This window comes from Aphanizomenon sp. UHCC 0183 (genome assembly GCF_009712065.1).
In the GTDB taxonomy this organism is placed as follows: domain Bacteria; phylum Cyanobacteriota; class Cyanobacteriia; order Cyanobacteriales; family Nostocaceae; genus Dolichospermum; species Dolichospermum heterosporum.
Genome location: NZ_VILC01000077.1, coordinates 1 through 20467 on the forward strand (window position 1 = coordinate 1; position 20467 = coordinate 20467).

The following is a 20467-nucleotide window of genomic DNA, read 5'->3' on the forward strand; positions in this document are numbered from 1 at the left end:
CCCCCCTACCTCCCCTACTCCCCCCTACCTCCCCTACCCCCCTACCTCCCCTACTCCCCCTACTCCCCCTACCCCCCTACCTCCTCTACTCCCCCTACTCCCCCTACTCCCCCTACCTCCAACTCTAAGTTAATAATAATACCTATTTTCTTCAGTAATACAACTTGCTCGTTTAACATTACTATCAAACTCTCTTCGTCAGGATGATCCCAACCTAACAAGTGTAGTAAACCATGAGCCGTTAACCAAGCCAACTCTGTAGACAAACTATGTTCCTGCTGTTGTGCCTGACGTTGTGCTGTATCTATAGAGACAATTATATCACCTAGATACAAGGGCATGGCATCCAGCATTTCTTCGCTTTGTGGTAAATCTGCTTCTAGAGATGCAAAGGCTAAGACATCTGTAGGTTTATCTTGTTGGCGATATTGGGAATTAAGGGTTTGAATTTCTGTGTCGGTTGTCAAACGCAAACTGATTTCATAACTAGGTGCAGTTGGCAAGTAATCCTCAAGAATTTCCAACCATTGCCAAAACCAGTTTTCCCAAGTTTCGAGAGGAATTGGGGAAGAGTCATCAAAGCAATTTTCTAAATATAATTCAACCTGTAGCGGCACAAGTTTTCCTCTCTTAGCGAGTAAGATATGCCAAACCCACGAGGACAGATAACAGTCCTACGGCAGTTAACGCAAAGTGTTTGAGGGAAGTGCCGCCTTTTCTAACCATGTTTCGCATGGCGAGTTTGACATAGCTAGGCTGGGGTTCTTTGGCAGGGGATTTTTCCATAATTAATTCATTATCATCTCTTTTCTTACTGTAACCTGTGTCAGGGAAATATAGCAAAGATCCCCGACTTCTCAAAGAAGTCGGGGATCTAAGTTACGCTTCAACTATCTGGTTTTCTTGCCGGAGATAGGCTTGAATGAACATATCAAGTTCACCGTTCATGACATCTGTAATGGCTGTGGTTTCGATGTTTGTCCGCAGGTCTTTCACCATTTGATAAGGATGAAATACATAGTTGCGGATTTGATTACCCCAGGAAGCTTCGACCATATCGCCGCGAATTTCGGCAATTTCTTGGGCGCGTTGTTCTTTGGCAATGATTAACAGTTTGGCTTTGAGACGGGCGAGCGCTTTTTCTTTGTTTTGCAGTTGGGAACGTTCTTCTGTACACCGGACTGCTAGACCGGTGGGGAGGTGAACTATGCGGACTGCGGTTTCTACTTTGTTGACGTTTTGCCCACCTTTGCCGCCAGAACGGGTGGTGCTAATGTCTAAATCTTTCTCTGGGATGTCTAGTTTGACGGTGTTATCTATTTGCGGCATGACTTCGATGCCGGCAAAGCTGGTTTGCCGTTTGCCGTTAGCGTTGAACGGAGAAATTCTGACGAGACGGTGAGTCCCCATTTCGGAACGTAAGTAACCATAGGCATAACGTCCGGTAATTTCTAGGGTGGCGGATTTAATGCCGGCTTCGTCACCTTCTGATTCTTCCGCTAGGGTGACTTTATAACCATGATCTTCTGCCCACCGGGTATACATCCGCATGAGCATAAATGCCCAGTCTTGTGCGTCTGTGCCACCAGCACCGGCGTTAATTGTCAGGACTGCACCTTTGTCGTCGTAAGTGCCGGAAAGGAGTTGTTGTAGTTCCCATTGGTCTAGTTCATGATTGAGTTTGGTAATGGTAGATTCCGCTTCTTGCAATAATGCTGTATCGGTTTCTAGTTCCAATAACTCAACAACTGCCCTGGTATCGTCTAAGTTGGTGTGCCACTTGTAATATTGATCTAAATGGGATTTTAGATCATTAAGTTCTTGCAGGGTATTTTGTGCCTGGTTTTGGTCTTCCCAAAATTCTGTTTGGGCGGAAATTTGTTCTAAGTCGTGAATTTTAGCTTTGAGTGCGGGTACGTCAAAGATAGTCCTGGGTTTTACCCAGGCGGCTAGACAATGTTTCGATTTCGCGTTTTAGTTCTAATACGTCCATAATTTTGACTCAAGTTGCAAGGGCTTGAGATTTCTTTGAGATAATATTCTAGATTTTACTGGATTTTGGCAATGTCTCAGGGTGTTGCTGAGTTAATGGGATGATTTTTTTATCACGCAGAGGCGCAGAGGCGCAGAGAGAAGGAGTTGAGGGGAATTAGAGTTTGATGGGGAATTTTGGAGTATTTTGGGCTTTGGTGCGGGCTTCTATGGCTTGTTGGTAGTCTGGTTTATATTCTATGGCTTTGTCGTAGGAGGCGATCGCCTGTGGGTATTGTTGTAAATTTAACAAGGCATTGCCTTTGCTGTACCAACTTTCATAATGATTGGGTTTATAGCGAATGGCTTTATTATAGGAGGCGATCGCTTCTTGATATTTTTGTAAATTATATTGTGTATTCCCTAAATTATACCATACTAAATAATCATTTCCTTTTAAACTAATAGCTTTTTTGTAAGATTCTATTGCTTCTCCATAGCGTTTAACTTGATGGAATGCCCAACCTCGATTATACCAAGCTTGATATTGCTGAGGATTGGTTTTAATTACTTGGGTAAAGGAATCAATTGCTTCTGAGTATCTACGTAATGTCATTAATATATTACTTCTTGATAACCAAGCTGCGGAGTTATTTGGATTATACTGGACTGCTTGATCATAAGCTTGTAAAGCAAATTCATAACGATTTAAATTAACTAAGCAATTACCCAAATTGTACCAAGCTAATTCATGATCAGATTTTAATTCCACAGTTTTTTTATAGGAGGTAATTGCCTCTTCATATTGTTTAAGATTTTGGAATGCTAATCCTTTTTTGTACCATAATTCAGGATTATCAGCTTGGAAATTAATCGCTTGTTCATAAGCTTTAATTGCATCATTATATTGGCTAATCTTTATAAAGATATCACCTTTGAGTTGCCACACTTTGGGGTCATCATTCTTTAGTTGTAAAACTTTATCAACAGTGGCAATTGCTTCTGGATAACGTTTGAGTCTGACTAAAACAAAACCTCGATTAGTCCAAGCTTCTAAATAATTTGGTTGAATTTGAATAGCTTGATCATAAGCTATTAAAGATTCTTGGTATTTCTTTAATTGAAATAATGCTTTACCTTTACCATATAAAGCTTGAGGATAATCAGATTTGATATCTATGGCTTTTTCATAAGTTGCTAAGGCTTCTTCATAGCGTTGTAATTGAATGAGAGTATTACCCTGATTATATAATTCTATAGCGTTTTTACTATTCAGGCGATTGAGCATAAATATTGCGCCGAAACTACCAATACCTAAAATGAATATTCCTAATAGCAATTTCCAGAATATACCTTTTGTATTTTGGGGATTTTTTACTCGGTTTGGTAAGGTAGCAGGGGAAATAATTATTGTTGCCGATGGGTTTTTATTTAATTCCTGTAAAGCTTGTAATGCTATTGTTGCGGAAGCATAACGTTGGCGGAAATCATAACAGATCATTTGATTTAAAAATTGGGCAAATTCTGGAGAGACAGTGGCGAAATTTTGCCAAATGATTTCATTAGTTTCGACATCTTTTTCTAATTGATCAGGTGATAATCCAGTTAAAGCTTGAATAGCAATAATCCCCAAAGCGTAGATATCACTACTAAATTTTGGTGTTCCTTGTGCTTGTTCTCCAGGAGTATAACCGGGTGTGCCAATAGCAACAGTAGATTTAGTAATGTCTGGAGAGTTTACTAATTTGGTCGTAATTTGTTTGACTGCACCAAAATCAATTAAAATTAACTTATTATCTTGTTCTCGTCTGAGAATATTGCGAGGATTGACATCACGATGAATTACCTTTTGTTGATGCACAAAGTCCAAAATTTCTAAAATTTCTTGTAATAGAGAAATTACCTGATTTTGAGTGAAGATGACACCGGATTTTAATTCTTGACTGAGATCATTACCAATAATCAGTTCTTGAACCAGATAAAATTCGGCATTTTCTTCAAAGTAGGCTAAAAGTTGGGGAATGCGATCGTGATTCCCTAATTTGTATAAAACTTGAGCTTCTGTATCAAATAACCTCCGAGCTATTTCTAAAGTGGCAATATCCGTAGACTGAGGTTTGAGTTTCTTAACTACACACTGAGGAGAGCCTGGTAATTGAGTATCATTAGCAACATAAGTTTCACCAAATCCGCCACCTCCCAGGTAATTGGTGATTTGGTATCTGCCTACAAGGGTGTTTCCTAGCATTTCCTGAGCCTATTTGACTATTGTGTTACATTTATGATAATCTTCCCATACAAAAATGAGGAGATGGGGAAAAATATTAATTAGTGGTTAAAAATCAGTAGCTCAAATGTTAAAATCAAGATGATTCCTATAGATGATAATATTCGCAGTTGGCAAAAGCCTATTATTAATTATTGGTTAATTGGGATTAATATACTCATATTTTTCTGGGAAATCAAATTAGAATGGAGTAATGAATTAGGAAATTTAATTAATAATTGGGGAATTATTCCATCTCAAATAAATATTGCAATTGCTAACGCTTTTGTTGACAATTCTGCGGCGTGGGTAATTGTATTTTGGCGGCTACTTTCTTTACCTGTATCGCTGTTTCTGCATGGTAGTTTTAGCCAAATCTTAGGAAATATGCTGTTTTTATGGGTATTTGGGAAAACAGTCGAAGGTATTTTAGGACATAAACAGTATTTACTACTTTATTTAACTTCTGGCTTTTTCTCTGGCATAGTCCAAATTATTTTATCCCCCGATTTAACAATGCCAATTATCGGTGCTAATGCAGCTATTACATCTATTTTGGGTGCATATTTGATCAAATTTCCCCAGGCAAAAATATATTCAGTTTTAACTTTATTGGTTTTGTATATTCCTGTGGAAGTACCAGTTATTTTGTATTTATTTTGGTGGTTTATACAGCAATCATTTTATGGCATAGGGAGTTTAAATATGGCGGGTAGTAGTTCCTTCTCTAGCGTCAGTTATTGGGGACAATTTGCGGCGTTAGTGACGGGTGCGGCTTTTATGAAAATCAGACAAAGACTTTAGGTTATTGTGATTTTTATGTGAAGCTGCACAGAATCATCAAATCCATCAATTCATCCGAATTTATCTGCGTTTATTTGCGTTCATCTGCGTTTAATAATTCTTGATATCTTATTCCATATCTTAATTTGGTATAAGGAAGTAAAATGGGGTAGTTCATATTGGAATTGTCAATTAACTTCAATGTCTGTAGTTTCTACCATTACTGTTAAAGTTCCCGCGACGACGGCGAATTTGGGACCGGGGTTTGATTGTATAGGTGCAGCTTTAAAGCTGTATAACGAATTTAAGTTTACTGTTCTTGATGCAGGTGAGTTAATTATTCAAGTCTCTGGTTTGGAAGCCGCAAAGGTAGAAACTGATGAGAGTAATCTTTTATATCAGGCTTTTATCAAGTTATATGAATATATAGAACAAACACCACCCGCGGTGAAAATAGAAATTAAGTTGGGTGTACCTTTGGCGCGAGGTTTAGGTAGTTCGGCGACTGCTATTGTCGGGGGGTTAGTTGCTGCCAATGAGTTGGCGGGTTCGCCTTTGTCTGAGTTAAAGGTGATGGAATTAGCGATCGCCATGGAAGGACATCCTGATAATGTAGTACCAGCGTTATTAGGTGGCTGTCGTCTGGCTGCTACCAGCAAAAAAGGTTGGGAAATTTGCGATATTCTCTGGCATCGAGATATAGTTCCAGTTGTAGCAATTCCTAATTTTGAGTTATCAACCTCAGAAGCACGAAAGGTTGTCCCCACAGAAGTCAGTCGTGCTGATGCAATTTTCAATATTTCTCATTTAGGTTTATTATTGCGCGGTTTAGCAACTAATCGAGAAGAATGGTTAACAGCAGCCTTGCAAGATAAATTACATCAACCTTATCGCCAAGCTTTAATTCCTGGTTATGATACTGTGAATGCGGCGGCTGTTGCTGCTGGTGCTTATGGCATGGTAATTAGTGGTGCAGGCCCCACACTTTTAGCCTTAGTAGATACAAGTTATGCCAAATCCGTAGAAACAGCAATGGCAAATGCCTGGACTGCAATGGGTATGGACTCAATTGTGCGATCGCTCCCCATAGATCCGCAAGGGGCGGTTATTTTGTAATAGATAATTACAAATGCAGCAACACCAAACATCTATAGCAATCCTATTTGAGTTGAGAACGTATCGGTGATAACGTAGTGTGACTTAAGTGATGGGAAGGGAACAGAAGTGTTCCCCTACTTTAAACATTTCATTTTGTTGATTAACATTAAATTATCGAGTCCGATGCACCTTACAATATATATTGATTGTATGTGTAATTTATAAATAACAAAAGGTGAAGTTATGACAGTTATTACTAATTTGCAGCAGATATATGAAACAGATGACCATTTATGGTTATTAGAAACTATTAAATTATTAAAACAAAGTCGTTTTGATGAGTTAGATTTAGAAAATTTAATTGAGGAGTTGGAATCATTGACAAAAAGAGATAAGCATCAAGTTAAAAGCCTACTAGAACAAGTAATTAGACATCTTTTATTATTGCAGTTTTGGACACAAGAATATGACAGAAATAAAAATCATTGGCGTTCAGAAATTAGAAGTTTTCGAGTACAGTTAAAAGATAGATTAACATCTAATTTGTATAATTATTTGAATTCTATTTTTACAACTATTTATGAGGACGCTTTGGGTTATGTTCAAGAAAAAACAGGTTTTACTGTAAATTTTCCCGCAGAATGTCCTTATTCTTTGGAGGAAGTTCTTGATATTCATTATTTACCTAATTGATTAAGTCATTGTTTGTGTGATGTCTATGGAGTGTGAAGCGATTGTCACACACAACTAATTGACAAGTAATTAATGTATAAAATATCATGAGAGCGGATAAAACCGTGATATTATTAGATGCAATAGTGCCAGCACTTCGTAAGAATCGCTTATCGCTTAATTTAACTAAGTAGGTTGGTGTTGAAAATTGTCGTTATGGCAAGGCAAAAGGCTAAAGTATACATTGGTGAGGCTGAAAATGCTTATTCTAGACTTGTTGACCATGTATCAAAAAAAGAATTTTGGAATGAAATTATTGTTCAAGTAGATGACAAACTTGTTTTTAAATCCGATTGGTTGTTTAGTAGCCCATCAGCAGCAGCAAATGTAATAATGGGGCGTAGTGCAAACGGATTGAAGGAATGGAAAGATTCTTCCGGCAAAAAGTTACATGAAATTGAGAAGCAAGAAATATCAAAAGCTAACAAACAAATTCAGCCAACAACTTAATGCGATCGCGTAGCACTGCTGCAAGCAGAGTACTGTTCTTGCCGTGACTATTTTGATTGTCAAGCGATCGCCCAGAAGAAGTAACAGCTTTTTCACTTACCCCCAATCATCATATATATATGGATATGGAAAAAATCCAGTCAGAAATAGCAGCACTGAAATCTCAAATTCAAGCACTCCAACAAGAACGCGCTGCACTGACTAATCATCATGTAGAATCCGGTGAAAACGACTCACCCCTAGCCATAGTTGAAGCTTACCGTCGTCAAGCCAGAGAAAACGTCCAACTGTCCGCCGAACTTAAAGGCATAGACGATGCCCTATATTACCTAGAAAAGCAAATACAACAAAGGAAAGCTCATCTCAATCGGTATTTGCCCATGTCTATCCGCATCTCTCAACAACAAGAACAGCTAGAAGAAGCCAAAAAAATTGCTCAAGTTCATGCCGAACGAGTTAATGAACTAGCTGGAGAACTGGCAAAAGAAATTAAACTCCTCAAAACCTGCGCCGATGAACTTAGTCCCATGTATTGGCAAGTTTACTACAAACCTTTCATCACAGGCTTTAAGACCATTTCTGTCCCTTTCGTAAGATCAGACGGAGAAGTGTGGATGATTGTCAACCGTATTGTCTAAGAAACAGAGATAACTTTGATAAAAATTCAATTTATCCTCAAGCTGTTCATTATAACTAAAGACAGCGATATCAGTCGCTGTTTTTTTGTTGACGTTGCAAAAATTTACATTTAGAATGGACTCGCGGCATAATTTAGTAAGTATTTATTACTATCTGTCCTCCAAATTGGAAATCTTCATAAGAAATCGTTTACAGACGTAACGATTCCTTAATATAATGTAAACAAAAGCAAAACCAAAAAAACATTGTCAACAGTGATGAATGCCATAGAAATTCCTTGGTTATCAGCCATAATTTTCCTGCCTTTAGTGGCAGCCCTCGCAATTCCTCTTATTCCCGATAAAGAGGGTAAAACCGTCCGCTGGTACGGCTTGGGAGTGGCATTATTAGACTTTGTACTCATGATTTTTGCCCTTTGGCAGAATTACGACTTTCAAAGTTCCGCCCTGCAAATGACAGAAAGCTATCCTTGGATACCCCAAATTGGCTTTAACTGGTCTCTAGGCATTGATGGTTTATCAATGCCCCTGATACTTCTCACAGGCTTCATTAACACACTCGCAGTATTCGCGGCTTGGAAAGTAACCAACAAGCCGCGTTTATTTTATGCGTTGATGTTGATTATGTACAGCGCTCAATTAGGAGTATTTCTCGCCCAAGACTTATTAATGTTCTTCTTGATGTGGGAAATTGAGCTAGTACCTGTTTACCTACTAATTTCCATCTGGGGAGGCACAAACCGCCGTTACGCAGCTACCAAGTTTATTATCTATACCGCCGCAGCATCCATATTTATACTGATAGCTGGTTTTGCAATGGCTTTCTATGGTGATAACTTCACCTTCAACATGACCGAATTGGGAATGAAAGAATATCCCAAAACCTTAGAATTAGCCCTCTATGCAGGTTTCTTAATCGCTTATGGTGTCAAATTACCCATTTTTCCCTTACATACATGGTTGCCTGATGCTCATGGTGAAGCATCCGCACCCGGTTCAATGATCTTGGCAGGTGTATTGTTAAAGATGGGTGGTTATGCCTTAATTCGCTTTAACGTAGAAATGTTAACTGATGCTCATGTTACCTTTGCTCCAGTTTTAGCGATTTTAGGTGTAGTTAATATTGTTTATGGTGCTTGTTGCGCCTTTGCTCAAACCAATCTCAAACGCCGTCTGGCTTACTCTTCAATTGCCCACATGGGGTTTGTGTTAATTGGCATTGCATCTTATACAGAAATCGGTATCAGCGGTGCTGTATTACAAATGGTTTCTCACGGTTTAATTGCTGCTAGTTTATTCTTCCTTTCCGGTGTAACTTACGAACGTACTCACACCTTAGTGATGGATAAAATGGGCGGTATGGGTAAAGTAATGCCCAAAACTTTCGCTCTCTTTACTATAGGTTCAATGGCTTCTCTGGCTTTACCCGGAATGAGTGGTTTCGTCGGTGAATTGATGGTATTCTTAGGTCTTGCTACCAGTGATGTTTACAGTTCCAGCTTCAAAATTGTAGTCATCTTTCTATCAGCAGTTAGCGTGATTTTGACACCCATTTATTTACTGTCCATGCTACGTCAAGTTTTCTACGGCAACCAACATCAAGACTTACATTTAGATGCTGTAGTTCTTGATATTAAGCCCCGTGAATTATTTATCACCGCTTGCTTATTAGTTCCCATCATCGGTATTGGTTTTTATCCTAAGATGATTACACAAATCTATGATGTAAAAACAGTGGCAGTTACGGCTCATGCTCGTCAAGTTCTACCAGTTGTTGCTAGTCAACAACCTACAAACTTATACTCGCAAATTTTCACCACACCAACATTAGCTAGTTCCCAAATAGTGAATATAGTTGAGTAATTATCAAACCCAAAAGAGCGCTCTAGTAAATCTTAAATTAAAAGGGGATAAGATCCCCGAATTCTTCAAGAATTCGGGGATCTATTTTAGTAATTACTAATATAAACCTTTATGCCATGCAGTAATAAACCTAACCCCCATCCTAGTATGGGATAAATTGCCCAGAAATTTCCAGGGCTTACCACTAAATTTAACAGCACCAAAAAACCATTAATTGCCAGAAAAGCAAATAGATGAGATTTGAAATCTTTCCGTTGTTGACTATTAGACATTTGCTCTTTTTTTACTTCTACATTATTTTTTAACCATTCTTGTTCCGCAGCTTGTAGCGACTCTGAAGAAACACCTAATTCTGAGGCTATTTCTATAATTTGTTCTCTTGTATATTCTCCCTTTTGTTTTTGTCTAAAAGCTACTTCAAGAATCTGCTGCATTTCCTCTGCGTTGTAAGTCATTATCAATACCTAAAATGGCAAAAAATACTTTTGAGAGTTATTTTTGAAACGGTAGCTACACAATCATTTAAAATATATAGGAATCCGGTTTGATTCCTGAATTTTCCGTTGAGTTAGGGAACAGGGAACAGGGAACAGGGAACAGGGAAGAAGGATTTCAGTATGTACCGAGTTCTGTTCAAAAATCAAATAGGAGTCCTATATGTACCTACGAATTGCTTAGAAACACATTTTATAGTTGAAAAATAATTGATGTCGTAATTAACAGCACAAATTTATTAATAGATTTCAATTCCCCAATTATTAATCACAGCTACATTTCCCTAGCTTTGTCTTTGCCAATTTATATGGATGAGCTTTTATATAAGTAGGTTAGCATTGAAAATCGTCGTTATGGGAAGGCAAGAGGCAAGAGTGAAGAGGGTTTAGGCGATTTTACTTTTCGTTACATAGATTGGTTTTATTGTGTTCACCTACTTAGTCAGCAAATCCTTAAGTCTGTAGGGGCGTAGGGTATACGCCCTATATCGTATTGCATCCTAGCAATAACCCCTGTATTAGTCCTTGTACATTAATCCGTTCTATCTGTATTAGTGGTATAGGTATCTCATCTACTCGTTGGTTTGTAACTATGGATTTTGTTGCCGTAACGTCGAACATATCCTTATTTAGCTTATTTTATGCAAATAGCTGCAAGTACAGGCTATCGTGTACACACAAGTTATCGAATCACCATTATTCCTCAAATTACCCCACCCTAACCCTCCCCTTGTAAAGGGGAGGGAACTGGATTTTCTTGTTACCCCCTTTCCTAAGGGGAGAGGGGGTAACAATGTGATGAAAATTACGGGATGCCACTTTTAAAACATCCTCTAAGCAAAAGCTCAATTTATTCCCTTGCGGAGTATAAATGCCCAAAAAATGGATAAACCGGGAGTTATTAAGTAGGTGAACACAATAAAACCAAACTGTGTAAAGAAACGTAAAATCGCCCAAACTCTCTTCACTCTTGCCTCTTGCCTCTTGCCTTTTGCCTTGCCATAACGACAATTTTCAACGCCAACCCACTTAAGTAATTGGACAAAAATATTTACAGTCATTGCGAGCGAAGGGAAGCAATCGCCAGGGTTGTGATTGCTTCACTTCGTTCCATATGGCTAACGCCACGCCACGCTTACGCAATGACATTGTGTAATTAATTCTGTCTCACTACTTATCTGAATTTCCCCCTGGCATTTTCTATGGTTCACCTCTATATTAAGAATAGTAAATAATAATTGCCTTTTATACCTATATCCGGTAAAGCCAGATGTATTACCATAGCCTAGTAGCAGATGGCACAGAAAGATATAGAAAATCAAGCAACAATCTATGGATAAATGAGGAAAGTAAACAGTGAAAGCATCCCTCAAACTGGTTAAAACCGCTGATGAAAGGCAGATTGCCGCATTCTTTGAGGAATCGGTAGGTGAATGGCACTCAGAACGACGTTACTACACCCTACCTCAGGGAGAAACCAAGGAAATGGAGAGTATAATCACCATCCGATTTTTAGAACAGGGGTGTGAAGAATTGGAAAAACTAGCCCAACTCCATGATTTAGTTGATTTGCAAAGTTTGACCTGTGGTGCTGAAGTATCTTGGCAAAGCACTGATATAATTAAGGTCAGACGAGAATCTCAAGGTTTAACCCTGTTTGGGGCTTTGGGCAATATATTATATAGAGATCGTGGTTTTGCCACATCTAAACCCGTTACAGCAGATTATTATTTATCAAACCCTAAAACTCTTTGTTTACGGACTGAATATAATAATTCAGTATTTGAGGAAGAGATTAAACTCATTGGTAGTAAATATCGTACCCGACAAAGCATCATTTCCCGTGCCAGTGAACAATTAATGATTGGTCAATACCTGGAGAAGCGAATATAATCGAGCGGTTCATGGCTGAAATGCAGGGGATAGGGTTAATTAACGGGCATAACTTACAGGTGGGACTGATCATAAGCAACAAATATGACTTTTTACAACATTTTTTAAACTTCTTCCCACAATTATGATTTTTTGTGTAATCATTAGAAGGTGGGAATTAATTCGGCGGTAATGTTTGTGGTTAGTATTGACAGGCTTTCCCTTTTGGTATTTACAGACTTTTCTCCGAAATCTAAATCTCTACACTCTTATGATTTTGGAAATATTCTATGTCAATTTACGTGGGTAACCTCTCTTATGAAGTTACACAAGATGCGCTGACTCAAGTTTTTGCGGAATATGGTGCTGTGAAACGTGTTCAGCTTCCCACTGACCGTGAGACAGGTCGCTTGCGCGGCTTCGGTTTTGTGGAAATGGGTACTGAGGCTGAAGAACAGGCTGCTATTGATGCCCTTGATGGTGCTGAATGGATGGGTCGTGATTTGAAAGTAAACAAAGCAAAACCCAAAGAAGACAGAGGTTCTTCTGGTGGCGGTGGTGGACGTGGTGGCTACGGCGGTGGCGGTGGCAACCGTGGCGGCGGCGGTGGCAATCGCTATTAAGTCTAAGCCAAATCTAACTAAAGTTTTTTAGTTATTAAATTCTTGAAAATTGCCTATTCCGTCGGCGGAGTGGGTAATTTTTTTGGCGTTGCTGAAACTAAGTATGAATTTAGCTGTAGAGACGTTCCATGGAGCGTCTCTACAAGGGTTGTAAAATCATCAAAAATCATCTTCATACCTCAAATCGGCAATGCCATTTTTTTATATACAAAGAGATATACATCATCACGTTGATATTTTAAATTAAAATCAGAACGCTTTTTTAATTCCTTAGTCAAATTATTATAATCTTCTACTGTTGCGCCCCAGCCAGGATGGCGGGTATTAAGTAATATATAATGAAAATTATTCAACTCATGGAGTTTATATTTAAAACTAATCTGTTGCCTATGGGTTAAATGTGGAGTAATTACATCTGTAGTCAACACACTGTCTTGAGTTTTCACTAAAGATATTGCTTCTTTAGTAGCTTGCCAATTATCTACAGAATTAAGATATTTGGAAATAAAGAAACCCCATTTACCTAAAATCAAAAACCAAATTAAAGACCATAAAAAAATTACTCTTTTTTGTTTTAGCCATGCTTTATCTGCCGCAATACTAGCAATTAATGCTAACATTATGAAGGGAATTGCTGGTAAAGAATAATGTAAAATTACGTTTTTTTGTGAAGGATGATCAGCAAGTATATTTAATGCTAAACAAGGAATCGCACCTATTAATGGTGTCATGTATTTAGGTATTAAACCCCAGATTACAGGTGCTAATAGAAAAGACAAATATTCTAAATTTATAGATGATAAAATGTTGCTAATAATAATTTTTGGTTGAAATAAGATAATTTGTAATGTTTCCGAAAATGAATTTCCTAAATAGCTATAACGATAAAAATGCCGACTGACTAATGCTGCTTCGCTACCGAAAAAAGGAATAATGATTTTGTTAGCAATTACAAACCATGCTAAACCACTAATAATAGCTATGAAACCGGACAAACGCCGTTTTTCAAATAGTAGTAACCAAACACCCATAGCTGCTACTGTCAAGGAAAGTACAGCTTTACATCCCAATACTACTAAAACATTTATACAAAACCAAAATACTTTTTTGCTTCTTGCATTTAAAACTGCTGTCAAAAGTACAGGAACAGCAAGAGTATCTGGATGAAAATCACACAAATTACTGTTATATAGGACTGGATATAGTAGGTAAACAACTACCATTGCTATTGCTTGATTGTCTTTCAACCCTGCTTGTAATGCGAGTAAATATGTAGGAAAAGCACCTAAAGACAAAGCAACAGACTGAACTACAAACAACCAATAGACATGAGGATATATTTTATATAGTAAGGCGATAGGATACAAAATCCAAGCAGCATGATCAGCTAAAACATGAAAACCAAGTACAGAGGAAGTTGGTAATTTTCCCTGACTAATTAAGTAAACTGTTTGATCAAAAAATGCTAAATCTCCAGATGAATTAAATAACTCATGCCGAATAATACTAGCTGCTAATAAAATTAAGGCACTAATACTAATAATTACAGAGATATTATTTTTAGGTATTAATTTTTCCACATTAGAATTTATTATTTATTGATGTTTAAGGAAAAATCAGGCTTTGATTTCTGGTAGATCATATCACAATTTCGCACAATAAACCAAAGAGTAAAACCTAAAGGAATAGAAAACAATTGAATATATATAGGAGTTCCCAAGTAACTAATAAATGATGCCAGTTGCACCGATATTGCTACCCAACGATATTGAGGAAAGTAAAAAGCAAAGATAATAGACAAAATATCTGTAGGATAAAAATATCTTTCGTGCATTTTTGGCAAAAGATATGGCATAAAAAATACTGACATTGTAGCTAAATATATCAGTCTATCTTGAGTAATTTCTAATTTATTTCTATAAACAAGATACACTAATAAAAGTATGGCAGTTACAGTTAACATTAACCCTATAGGCACAACAATGTTATAAAACTCATTAGGAATCCATTGATAAAGATTAGGGACATTTTTAGCTAGTTCTTTATATTTATTAGACTGTTCAAAATATACCAATAGTAATTCTGTAATTGATCTACCAGCAATCCAAGCTGGCAACATTGCTACTAGATAGGCTAAAGGAATTATTGGTAAGTATAACCAAGATATTCTTTTTTTAACTAATAAAATTAATAACAAAGGTGCTAAAAACATTGCTTGTAATTTAAATGAAAGTGCCAGCCCAAAACTGATTAACGCAGGAATTTGTTTGTGAATAGATAAAAAGTAAACACAAGCAATTAATCCCGTGGTATAGATAACATCACATTGTCCCCAAAGGGAACTATTGTAAATTACAGTGGGACTTAAGATAACGGCTAAAAAAGCCCAATTTGCCATTCTCCCCACAGGATATTTAAGCTTGACAATTTTGTAAGTAAAAAATGCACAAATAAAGTCAAAACTCATGGCAAAAAGTTTAATTGCCAGAATTTTTGGTAATCCAGAAAGCAGAGTAGAGGCAATCAAAAGCCAGTAAAGATATGAGGGTGTATAATCAGCAAAGCCATATTTTAAGGCACTAAAACCACCGTGAGATGCGATAAAATCGTACCAAGGATCTAGAAAATATTTGTAATCTACTGATTTATTGGGAACACAAACTAATCTGATTGTTACAGCAAATATAATACCAATTGCCAAATATCTGGGAATTAATATATGATCAAACTTATCTTTTATTGACTTCAATAATGTTTTGTGTGAATTATTCATGATTATTAATTATGATACTTTTATCTTTGTAAATTTTACTTTAAGAAAAATAGGAAATACCGTACTATTATTGATCTATTTAAGTAGTGAGACAGAATTAATTACACAATGTCATTGCGTTAGCGCAGCGTGGCGTTAGCCATATGGAACGAAGTGAAATGAAGCAATTCCAAGGGTTGTGATTGCTTCCCTTCGCTCGCAATGACTATAAATATTTTTGTCCAATTACTTAGAGGATGTTTGAAAAGTATCAGAATTAATCGAGATCCCCCCAACCCCCCTTACAAAGGGGGGCTAAATTCCTCAAAGTCCCCCTTTTTAAGGGGGATTTAGGGGGATCTGCGGGTGTCAGATCCCACACGAAAAAGTTTTCAAACAACCTCTTAGTAAAAATTTTACTATTACTAACGTATTAAAACTTACCATACTTTGGTTGAATCTCTAATGCAACAGATGGAAAGTATTAGAAACTTAATAGATAAAAACTTAATCAATAATTATTACTGATATGTTAAACTAACGAACATCGCTTTCTGATCAAAAATATGCAATTAATAGCAAAGCAATATTACACCCCAGAAGAATATCTGGAATTAGAAGCCACTGCTGAGTATAAAAGCGAATACATTGACGGACAAATAATTCCCATAGCTGGTGCATCTATAAATCATAACCGGATTACAGGTAATTTTTACGCTACGCTGAATTTTGCCTTTAGACAACAAGGCAAATATGAGGTTTTTAACAGTGATATACGTCTATGGATACCTCAAAAACTAATATACACTTATCCAGATGTGATCATTATTGCAGATGAGCCGGAATTTTTCAATAATCGGACAGATACAATCACAAATCCCCAGGTAATTATTGAAGTTTTATCCAAATCTACCAAAAGTTATGATAGAGAAGATAAATTTGCAGCTTATAGAACAATTCCCACTTTTCAAGAATATCTATTAATTGATCAAAACCGCATTCATGTAGAACAATTTTTCAAAACTGGGAAAAAAAGATGGACTTTGTGTGAGTATGACGAAGAAGATGAAAACATATCTTTGGAAACAGTATCTTTTGAGATTTCTTTACAAGATTTATACAATAAAGTTAAATTTCCTCATATAAAATCCGCAGTCGAAAATTCTACATCTTGATATTCTCAACTTTAAGTAAGTAGGTGAACACAATAAAACCAAACTGTGTAAAGAAATGTAAAATCGCCCAAACCCTCTTCACTCTTGCCTCTTGCCTTTTGCCTTGCCATAACGACAATTTTCAACGCTCACCTACTTAAGTAATTGGACAAAAATATTTACAGTCATTGCGAGCGAAGGGAAGCAATCACACCCCTTGCGATTGCTTCCCTTCGTTCCATATGGCTAACGCCACGCTGCGCTAACGCAATGACATTGTGTAATTAATTCTGTCTCACTACTTATTTTCCCCTATCCTACCCAAATTTCTTGAGCAAAACCTATTGCTAATTTACCAAGTAAGGTAATAAACAAACCCATGACTAAATAAGCTTGACGGGGATAACGAGATAAACAGACACCTATAGCTATATTTAGAGGAACAATTCCATAAGCAAGACGACTTAAAGAAATTGTCCCACCAGAGGCTAAAAGTAAAGCAATACCACAAAAACCATAAGCTACCATGACTGGAGTTAGTTGCTGACGGAAATACCATAAAAGGTAACTACTACCTAATATCATAGATACGTTAAGCAAATTATTTATTAATCCCTGATCAGCAATTATTAATGATAATATGATTGTCGCATAACCAGTATAGAATATCAATGGCTTGAAATATTTCCGCCAATACAATAAACAACAAGAACTAATCACAATTAAACTAAAAAATAGCGGATACCAAAAGTCTTTAATTCCGCCTTCATCATTCTCAACCCAACCAAAATACCAATTGCTGCCAAAGGGAATTTGCATGAACATATTTAACCAACCTTCCCAATCAAAACCGAAGGAAGGCCGCCATCCTTTTTGTGCAGTAATAAAGGCTAAAAAATCATTAAAGTTTAGTTGACAATACACACTAAATAGTAATAAACCTGTAGCAGATAATAGACCTGCAATGTAGGCAATTGGTGGTTTATTTTGTTTCCAAGCTGTAATTAAAAATGCGGAAATTAATGCCATACCTGTCGGGCGTGTTGCTGTGGCCATTGCCCCACAAATTGCTGTCCAAACATATTGTTTTTGATCAAAGGCACGTAAAGCCATTGTACTCAATAACAAATACAAACCTTCTGTATAAATTACTCCTGTAAATAGAGACATAGGACAGTAAGCAATAACAGCAATTGTCCAATGGGCTGCTCTGATGCCACATTGTTTTTTCACCCAGGAATATAAGCAATAAAGTGTTCCTAGAAATGCCAAATTATTGATAATTAATCCGGCCATTTCAAATGAAAAACCGAATTTCATGAAAATAAAAATGCTGACAGGAAACAGGGGGAAAAATGCCAGATTATGTTGTTTCCCATCATCAACAAATTCGTAACCTTCAGTGGATATTGCTCGATAATGGACACTATCCCAAGCATCAAAAATCCCCCAGCCAAAATGGGGCGTAATGCCATCTTGTAATGCTGGTAAATGGGGGGCAATCAATAACATAGCAGTCCAAATAAATATGCGACTTACAAGCCACATAGACGCAGGAAACAAGAAATCATCTGTCCAGATAAATTTGGCGATCGCTGTGGTGAGTGTAGATATCGCCATTTGCGCTTTAACCATAGGCTTCTGCTTTTTTCTGATTCTGAGGTAATGACAAGGTGAGTTTTAAGTAATGTTACGCATTTATGTCCAAAATAGCAAAAGTTTTGATTGGAGTTAATTGATTGTCGGAATTGCTCTTATCAACGAGTCCCAAGCCATTTATAGTTGGAATTATCTGTTAATCCTTAAAAAATTGTGAAAGCTATTACTTTACTTGGTTCTACTGGCTCAATTGGGACTCAAACCTTAGATATCGTCTCTGAACACCCCGATAAATTCCGCATTGTGGGATTGGCTGCTGGACGGAATGTGGAGCTATTCGCGGCGCAAATTCGCCAGTTTCGTCCCCAAATCGCCGCCATTTCTGCTGCTGAAAAGTTACCGGAACTTAAAGAAGCCATTAAAGACTTAAATCCTCAACCCATTTTACTGGCTGGGGAAGCGGGAGTGATAGAAGTTGCTCGTTATGGCGATTCTCAGACGGTTGTTACTGGTATTGTTGGTTGTGCGGGGTTACTGCCGACCATTGCAGCTATTGAAGCGGGCAAAGATATTGCTTTAGCAAATAAAGAAACTATCATTGCTGGCGCTCCTGTGGTGCTACCTTTGGTGGAAAAACACGGAGTGAAACTATTACCAGCCGATTCCGAACATTCGGCTATTTTTCAATGTTTGCAAGGTGTTCCTAAAGATGGTTTAAGAAAGATATTGCTGACTGCTTCTGGGGGCGCTTTTCGAGATTGGCCTGTGGAAAAATTACCAGAGGTAAAGGTTGCTGATGCTATTAAACATCCTAACTGGTCAATGGGGCGAAAAATTACGGTAGATTCGGCAACTTTGATGAATAAGGGTTTGGAGGTAATTGAGGCTCATTATTTATTTGGGGTAGATTATGACAACATCGAAATTGTTATTCATCCTCAAAGTATTATTCACTCGTTAATAGAATTACAAGATACTTCTGTTTTGGCTCAACTTGGTTGGCCGGATATGCGTTTACCTTTGCTTTATGCTTTATCTTGGCCGGAGCGAGTTTACACTAATTGGGAAAGATTGAATTTAGTGAAATCTGGTGATTTAACTTTCCGTGAACCAGATCATCAAAAATATCCTTGTATGGGTTTAGCTTATGCTGCGGGTAGGGCTGGTGGTTCTATGCCGGCGGTGTTGAATGCGGCAAATGAACAAGCTGTGGCGTTATTTTTAGATGAGAAAATTCACTATTTGGATATTGCTCGGTGTATTGAATTTGTGTGCGATCGCCATCAAAATGATAACAAACAAAATCCCTCTTTAGATGACATTTTAGCAGCAGATAAATGGGCTAGACAAGAAGTTTTCACAGCTATGGAAAAGGTAGCAATTCAGCCACAGATAATTTCTGTGGGTTAACAATAAATAGAATAAATAGATCCCCGACTTCTTGAAGAAGTCGGGGATCTTGTGGAAATTTTAGCTTACTTCCTTTGTTTTTTCCCATTCCCTTGATTAGCCCTGGACTCTAATGTAAACTGTGGTATTTCCTCCAGTTCATCCTCACTCAAACAATACTGTTCACACACAAGACTTAAGCGATTTCCAGGAGTTGTCACTGCATTCACAGAATGAGTTAAATCACCCTGAAAGTAAATTAAAGAATTGGTTTGGGGTTTAACTTGTCCCACTTGGCGTTTTTGCGATTTTAGCACCAATTCTCCCCCCTCCATATCCTCTGGTACGCGCACATAAAGCACGCTGACAAATGCAGGAGGTTCAACGGTTTTACAATAGGAACGCAAAGACCGATCAATATGGGGGTCAACGCGAGAACCTGCTTTGAGTAGTAAAGGATTCAGATAAAAAGCATTACAATTAGGTAAAAGCGCCAAATCTAAATAAGGCTTAAAATAGGGAAATTTTTGGATAACTTCTGTTAAACCCTGACGTTGAAATACCACAGAAAAGCCTTTAGTATTAATAAAATCCCGGTTAAGGTTGTTAACAGCAAAATAAGGACAAGCTTGGATTTCTCCCCACAAGTCCTGGAGATATTGAACAGGAAAGGCGTTAGGATGTTGTTGATAGTATTTCACGGTCTTAAATTAATGGATCTTGAGTTTAATTTTTGTCTGAATCAGGATATCCAGGATGAGTATTAACAGGATATTTGATTTA

At 37.4% G+C, this 20467-nt stretch carries 19 protein-coding genes; 10 read left to right on the plus strand and 9 right to left on the minus strand.

What is annotated here, in order from left to right; genetic code table 11:
* Window positions 1-68: 68 nt before the first annotated feature.
* From ybeY to FJR37_RS20065, 4 genes are all read right to left on the minus strand, one after another.
* Window positions 69-617, minus strand: a complete 549-nt coding sequence (gene ybeY / locus FJR37_RS20050) for an rRNA maturation RNase YbeY (RefSeq protein WP_168466934.1) — start codon at window positions 615-617, stop codon at window positions 69-71.
* A 13-nt stretch (window positions 618-630) separates the two neighbouring features.
* On the minus strand, window positions 631-786 hold the full coding sequence (locus FJR37_RS20055; protein WP_071992792.1) for a DUF3285 domain-containing protein: 156 nt from the start codon (window positions 784-786) through the stop codon (window positions 631-633).
* Window positions 787-879: 93 nt separating this feature from the next.
* A protein-coding gene (gene prfB, locus FJR37_RS20060; protein WP_168466935.1) for a peptide chain release factor 2 occupies window positions 880-1993 on the minus strand; the annotation gives its coding sequence in 2 pieces (ribosomal slippage) (window positions 880-1920 and window positions 1922-1993; 1113 coding nt in all).
* Window positions 1994-2149: 156 nt separating this feature from the next.
* Window positions 2150-4219, minus strand: a complete 2070-nt coding sequence (locus FJR37_RS20065) for a serine/threonine-protein kinase (protein WP_168466936.1) — start codon at window positions 4217-4219, stop codon at window positions 2150-2152.
* A gap of 120 nt (window positions 4220-4339) precedes the next feature.
* Here FJR37_RS20065 and FJR37_RS20070 point away from each other — a divergent pair, with 120 nt between their 5' ends.
* The 6 genes from FJR37_RS20070 (at window position 4340) to FJR37_RS20095 (ending at window position 9801) form a co-directional block, all read left to right on the plus strand.
* Complete coding sequence (locus tag FJR37_RS20070; protein WP_168466937.1) at window positions 4340-5041, plus strand: rhomboid family intramembrane serine protease; 702 nt, start codon at window positions 4340-4342, stop codon at window positions 5039-5041.
* Window positions 5042-5221: 180 nt separating this feature from the next.
* Entirely contained in the window at window positions 5222-6136 is a 915-nt protein-coding gene (gene thrB, locus FJR37_RS20075; protein WP_168466938.1) for a homoserine kinase, read from the plus strand.
* A gap of 225 nt (window positions 6137-6361) precedes the next feature.
* Window positions 6362-6811 (plus strand): DUF29 domain-containing protein, encoded by a 450-nt coding sequence (locus FJR37_RS20080; protein WP_168466939.1) that lies wholly within the window; start codon window positions 6362-6364, stop codon window positions 6809-6811.
* Between the two features lie 180 nt (window positions 6812-6991).
* Window positions 6992-7300 (plus strand): DUF4357 domain-containing protein, encoded by a 309-nt coding sequence (locus FJR37_RS20085; protein ID WP_205748405.1) that lies wholly within the window; start codon window positions 6992-6994, stop codon window positions 7298-7300.
* Between the two features lie 125 nt (window positions 7301-7425).
* Window positions 7426-7938 carry a hypothetical protein gene (locus tag FJR37_RS20090; RefSeq protein ID WP_168466946.1) on the plus strand — a complete coding sequence of 171 codons (513 nt, stop codon included), beginning with the start codon at window positions 7426-7428 and terminating at the stop codon, window positions 7936-7938.
* 258 nt (window positions 7939-8196) lie between these two features.
* Window positions 8197-9801 carry an NAD(P)H-quinone oxidoreductase subunit 4 gene (locus FJR37_RS20095; protein ID WP_168466940.1) on the plus strand — a complete coding sequence of 535 codons (1605 nt, stop codon included), beginning with the start codon at window positions 8197-8199 and terminating at the stop codon, window positions 9799-9801.
* 86 nt (window positions 9802-9887) lie between these two features.
* Here FJR37_RS20095 and FJR37_RS20100 read toward each other — a convergent pair whose 3' ends face one another.
* Entirely contained in the window at window positions 9888-10256 is a 369-nt protein-coding gene (locus FJR37_RS20100; RefSeq protein WP_168466941.1) for a 2TM domain-containing protein, read from the minus strand.
* Between the two features lie 1395 nt (window positions 10257-11651).
* Between FJR37_RS20100 and FJR37_RS20105 the strand changes: the two genes are divergently transcribed.
* Together FJR37_RS20105 and FJR37_RS20110 are read left to right on the plus strand one after the other, a co-directional pair.
* Window positions 11652-12188, plus strand: coding sequence for a phycobiliprotein lyase (locus FJR37_RS20105; RefSeq protein ID WP_168466942.1), 537 nt, complete (start codon window positions 11652-11654; stop codon window positions 12186-12188).
* Window positions 12189-12457: 269 nt separating this feature from the next.
* On the plus strand, window positions 12458-12790 hold the full coding sequence (locus FJR37_RS20110; RefSeq protein ID WP_168466943.1) for an RNA-binding protein: 333 nt from the start codon (window positions 12458-12460) through the stop codon (window positions 12788-12790).
* Between the two features lie 179 nt (window positions 12791-12969).
* Here the strand turns inward: FJR37_RS20110 and FJR37_RS20115 are convergent, their stop codons facing one another.
* Entirely contained in the window at window positions 12970-14370 is a 1401-nt protein-coding gene (locus FJR37_RS20115; protein ID WP_168466944.1) for a DUF2079 domain-containing protein, read from the minus strand.
* An 11-nt stretch (window positions 14371-14381) separates the two neighbouring features.
* Window positions 14382-15563 (minus strand): hypothetical protein, encoded by a 1182-nt coding sequence (locus FJR37_RS20120; protein ID WP_168466945.1) that lies wholly within the window; start codon window positions 15561-15563, stop codon window positions 14382-14384.
* Between the two features lie 545 nt (window positions 15564-16108).
* Here FJR37_RS20120 and FJR37_RS20125 point away from each other — a divergent pair.
* Complete coding sequence (locus FJR37_RS20125) at window positions 16109-16717, plus strand: Uma2 family endonuclease (protein WP_039204532.1); 609 nt, start codon at window positions 16109-16111, stop codon at window positions 16715-16717.
* Between the two features lie 291 nt (window positions 16718-17008).
* On the opposite strand, the gene FJR37_RS20130 is transcribed toward FJR37_RS20125, so the two are convergent.
* On the minus strand, window positions 17009-18331 hold the full coding sequence (locus tag FJR37_RS20130) for a hypothetical protein (RefSeq protein ID WP_052150078.1): 1323 nt from the start codon (window positions 18329-18331) through the stop codon (window positions 17009-17011).
* A 177-nt stretch (window positions 18332-18508) separates the two neighbouring features.
* Here FJR37_RS20130 and FJR37_RS20135 point away from each other — a divergent pair, with 177 nt between their 5' ends.
* Entirely contained in the window at window positions 18509-19705 is a 1197-nt protein-coding gene (locus FJR37_RS20135) for a 1-deoxy-D-xylulose-5-phosphate reductoisomerase (protein WP_039204531.1), read from the plus strand.
* A 65-nt stretch (window positions 19706-19770) separates the two neighbouring features.
* On the opposite strand, the gene FJR37_RS20140 is transcribed toward FJR37_RS20135, so the two are convergent.
* A complete protein-coding gene (locus FJR37_RS20140) occupies window positions 19771-20385 on the minus strand; it encodes a 2OG-Fe(II) oxygenase (RefSeq protein WP_039204530.1) in 615 nt (204 codons plus the stop codon).
* Between the last annotated feature and the right edge of the window lie 82 nt (window positions 20386-20467).